This is a genomic window from Streptomyces sp. NPDC002690, assembly GCF_053592415.1.
Map to the genome: position 1 here is coordinate 1 of NZ_JBSFVR010000525.1, position 3,735 is coordinate 3,735.

General features: G+C 68.5%; 3 protein-coding genes and 1 pseudogene. 1 reads left to right on the top strand and 3 read right to left on the bottom strand.

Annotated elements, in window-relative coordinates:
* Positions 1–45 precede the first annotated feature (45 nt).
* A complete protein-coding gene (gene groL, locus ACWD3D_RS34530; protein WP_387367287.1) occupies positions 46–1,668 on the bottom strand; it encodes a chaperonin GroEL in 1,623 nt (540 codons plus the stop codon).
* Positions 1,669–1,766: 98 nt separating this feature from the next.
* Positions 1,767–2,075: a co-chaperone GroES gene (gene groES, locus ACWD3D_RS34535; protein WP_028439209.1), complete on the bottom strand. Its 309-nt coding sequence runs from the start codon at positions 2,073–2,075 to the stop codon at positions 1,767–1,769.
* Between the two features lie 343 nt (positions 2,076–2,418).
* Here groES and ACWD3D_RS34540 point away from each other — a divergent pair, with 343 nt between their 5' ends.
* Positions 2,419–2,880: a DUF6234 family protein gene (locus ACWD3D_RS34540; protein WP_451464645.1), complete on the top strand. Its 462-nt coding sequence runs from the start codon at positions 2,419–2,421 to the stop codon at positions 2,878–2,880.
* On the opposite strand, the pseudogene ACWD3D_RS34545 reads toward ACWD3D_RS34540, so the two are convergent.
* Positions 2,871–3,689: pseudogene (locus ACWD3D_RS34545) on the bottom strand (polysaccharide deacetylase family protein); the annotation flags it as partial. The gene ACWD3D_RS34540 and the pseudogene ACWD3D_RS34545 overlap by 10 nt on opposite strands.
* Positions 3,690–3,735: the final 46 nt, after the last annotated feature.

A 3,735-nucleotide genomic window follows, 5' to 3' on the forward strand; every position in this document is an offset into this window, starting at 1 on the left:
GCCTCGTACCGCTCACCGGCCCGGGGGCCGGTGAGCGGGGCGGTACTAGTGGGAGTGACCGTGGCCGTGACCGGCCTCGGCCTCTTCCTCGGCCGGCTTCTCGACGACCAGGGTCTCGGTCGTGAGCAGCAGCGACGCGATGGACGCGGCGTTCTCCAGGGCGGAGCGGGTGACCTTGACCGGGTCGATGACGCCGGCCTTGATCAGGTCGCCGTACTCGCCGGTGGCGGCGTTGAAGCCCTGGCCCTTGTCGAGCTCGGAGACCTTCGAGGTGATGACGTAACCCTCGAGGCCCGCGTTCTCGGCGATCCAGCGCAGCGGCTCGACGGCGGCGCGGCGCACGACCGCGACACCGGTGGCCTCGTCGCCGGTCTTGCCGAGGTTGCCCTCCAGGACCTTGACGGCGTGGACGAGGGAAGAGCCACCACCGGAGACGATGCCCTCCTCGACCGCGGCGCGGGTCGCGGAGATGGCGTCCTCCAGACGGTGCTTCTTCTCCTTGAGCTCGACCTCGGTGGCGGCACCGACGCGGATCACGCACACGCCGCCGGCCAGCTTCGCGAGGCGCTCCTGGAGCTTCTCGCGGTCCCAGTCGGAGTCCGTGTTCTCGATCTCGGCCTTGATCTGGTTGACGCGGCCCTTGACGTCAGCGGCGTCGCCGCCACCGTCGACGATGGTCGTGTCGTCCTTGGAGACGGTCACGCGGCGGGCGGTGCCCAGCACGTCCAGACCGGCCTGGTCGAGCTTGAGGCCGACCTCCTCGGCGATGACGGTCGCACCGGTGAGGGTGGCGATGTCGCCGAGCATGGCCTTGCGGCGGTCGCCGAAGCCCGGGGCCTTCACCGCGACGGCGTTGAAGGTGCCACGGATCTTGTTGACGACGAGGGTGGAGAGCGCCTCGCCCTCGACGTCCTCGGCGATGATCAGCAGGGGCTTGGAGCCACCGGCCTGGATGACCTTCTCCAGCAGCGGGAGCAGCTCCTGGATCGAGCCGATCTTGCCCTGGTGGATCAGGATGTACGGGTCGTCGAGGACGGCCTCCATACGCTCCTGGTCGGTCACCATGTACGGGGACAGGTAGCCCTTGTCGAAGGCCATGCCCTCGGTGAACTCAAGGTCCAGACCGAAGGTGTTGGACTCCTCGACGGTGATGACGCCGTCCTTGCCGACCTTGTCCATCGCGTCCGCGATGAGCTCGCCGACCTGCGGGTCCTGCGCGGAGAGCGCGGCCACGGCGGCGATGTCGGACTTGTCCTCGATCGGACGGGCGGTCGCGAGGAGCTCCTCGGACACGGCCTTGACCGCGGCGTCGATGCCCTTCTTCAGGGAGGCCGGGGAGGCGCCCGCGGCGACGTTGCGCAGACCCTCGCGGACGAGCGCCTGGGCGAGCACGGTGGCGGTGGTGGTGCCGTCACCGGCGACGTCGTTGGTCTTGGTGGCGACCTCCTTCACCAGCTGGGCACCGAGGTTCTCGAACGGGTCGTCGAGCTCGACCTCGCGCGCGATGGTGACACCGTCGTTGGTGATGGTGGGAGCGCCGAACTTCTTGTCGATGACGACGTTGCGGCCCTTGGGGCCGATCGTCACCTTGACCGTGTCGGCAAGCTTGTTGACGCCGCGCTCAAGGGCGCGACGGGCGTCCTCGTCGAACTTCAGAATCTTCGCCATGGGCTTTTTTCCCTCTCGAACGAACTGCGCCCCTCGCCGCCCGGCTAGTTATTTCGCAGGGGGCCAGGGGCGCAGAACACACAGCAAATGTGGGTGAATTACTTCTCGATGATCGCGAGGACGTCGCGCGCCGAGAGGACGAGGTACTCCTCGCCGTTGTACTTCACCTCGGTGCCGCCGTACTTGCTGTACAGGACGACATCGCCGGTCTTGACGTCGAGCGGAAGGCGCTCGCCGTTCTCGAAGCGGCCCGGGCCCACGGCCAGGACGACGCCCTCCTGGGGCTTCTCCTTGGCGGTGTCGGGAATGACCAGGCCGGAAGCCGTGGTCTGCTCGGCGTCGAGCGGCTGGACCACAATGCGGTCCTCGAGCGGCTTGATCGCAACCTTGGAGCTGGTGGTCGACACGATCCGGTCTCCCCCTTCGGAGATCTCACGGGGTTTAACAGTCTGGGTCGGCGACCGGGCCGGATCCGTCGTCGCGGGTGCCGGACCTGCCCTGTCGCACGGTACTGCTGGCACTCTCCAGGGGGGAGTGCCAGCACCGAGACTATGACTGCGATTAGCACTCGGTCAAGCGGAGTGCCAATTGAGTACCCGTGCGTGGCGCCGCCCGCCCGCCGGGACACCCCGGACGGGAGGGACGCGCGGTCCGGGTCCGCGCCGTGACGACATGTCGGGCGGATCTCGATCGCGCGTCCGTAAGGACAACGCGGGGGCGGTACGCGCCGTTCCGGGTGACGGTGCCCGTATGCCGAATCCACCCGCCACCGACTGGCAGCCGTCTCCGGTGATCCGGGGATGCGCGGACGCGACGGTGGCGGTGCTCGCGATCGCGCTGGAACTCGTCATCTGCCTGCTCATCGCGCTCCAGCGGGCGTTGAGCCACCGGTCGGACGACCTGAGACGCCAGGAGCGCAGGTACGACGGGACGTCCACGGTGCCGGTGGAGCCCCCGCCGATGGGCTGGGGGTCCACCGTCGTCTTCGGCGTGATCACCGTCGTGGTCGCGCTGGTCGCCGTGTCGCTGATCCGGGGTGGCTGGCCGGGGACGGGGTGGACGCAGCTGCTCGCGGCGTTCGTGCTCGTCTTCGTGACCCTGTCGGTCGCCGAGGGCGACTACGACCGGGCCCATCCGGCGACGACGGGGACGGGGGCGGCCGGCGCGTCCTCCGCCCACGCCGCCGCGCCCCCGCCCAGGGGTCAGACGTAGTCCTCCAGCCGGGCGACCGCGTACCCCTTGTCCGTGATGACCTTCATGACGTTGCGGACCATGTCGGTCATGGTCCCCTTCCACTGATCGCGCCCCTGGAAGTGGGTGAGGACGATGTCGCCGGGGTGCAGGTCACGGTCCCACTCCCGCCAGTCCATGTGGTCGGGGAACGCCTCCTCCGCCCAGAGCGGCACGGCCTTGATCCCGCAGGACTTGGCGACGACGAGGGTGTCGCGGTTGTAGTTGCCGTACGGCGGCCGGAGCAGCACCGGCCGCTTGCCGAAGTGCTTCTCGATCCTGTCCTGCTGGTCGCAGATCTCCTTCTTCTGCTGTGCGTAGGAGAGACCGGGCAGGTAGGGGTGGGTGAGGGTGTGGTTGTTGAGCGTGACCCCCATCTTCTGCATCCGGGCGAAGTAGCCGTAGTCCTCGCTCGCGAGGTAGTCGCTGAGGAAGGCGCTGTACGGGATCTTCAGCTCGTCCATCATCCGCAGGAACTCGGGGTCCTTCTCGGCCCCGTCGTCGATGGTGAGGAAGACGATCCGCTCGTCGGTGGGGACGGTCGTGAACACCTGCGGCAGGTCCTCGCCGTCGTCGACCTCGAACCCCTCGCGGCTGGTGATCCGCGGCTTCTCGACGGGCGGTGCGGGGGCGGCCAGCGGGACGTCCGCCAGCCCCCACTTCCTGGCGACGGCGACCCGTTGCGCCTGGCGCCGCTTCAGTTGCTCGGCGTAGGAGAGGAGGGCGCTGACCGGGGCGGCCTGCGGACAGGTCATCCCCCAGGTTTTCAACCCTGGTGGGTTCGGTCCTCCACGAAGTCTTACCTCCGCTTCAACCTGCCCATGGCTAGATCACTCC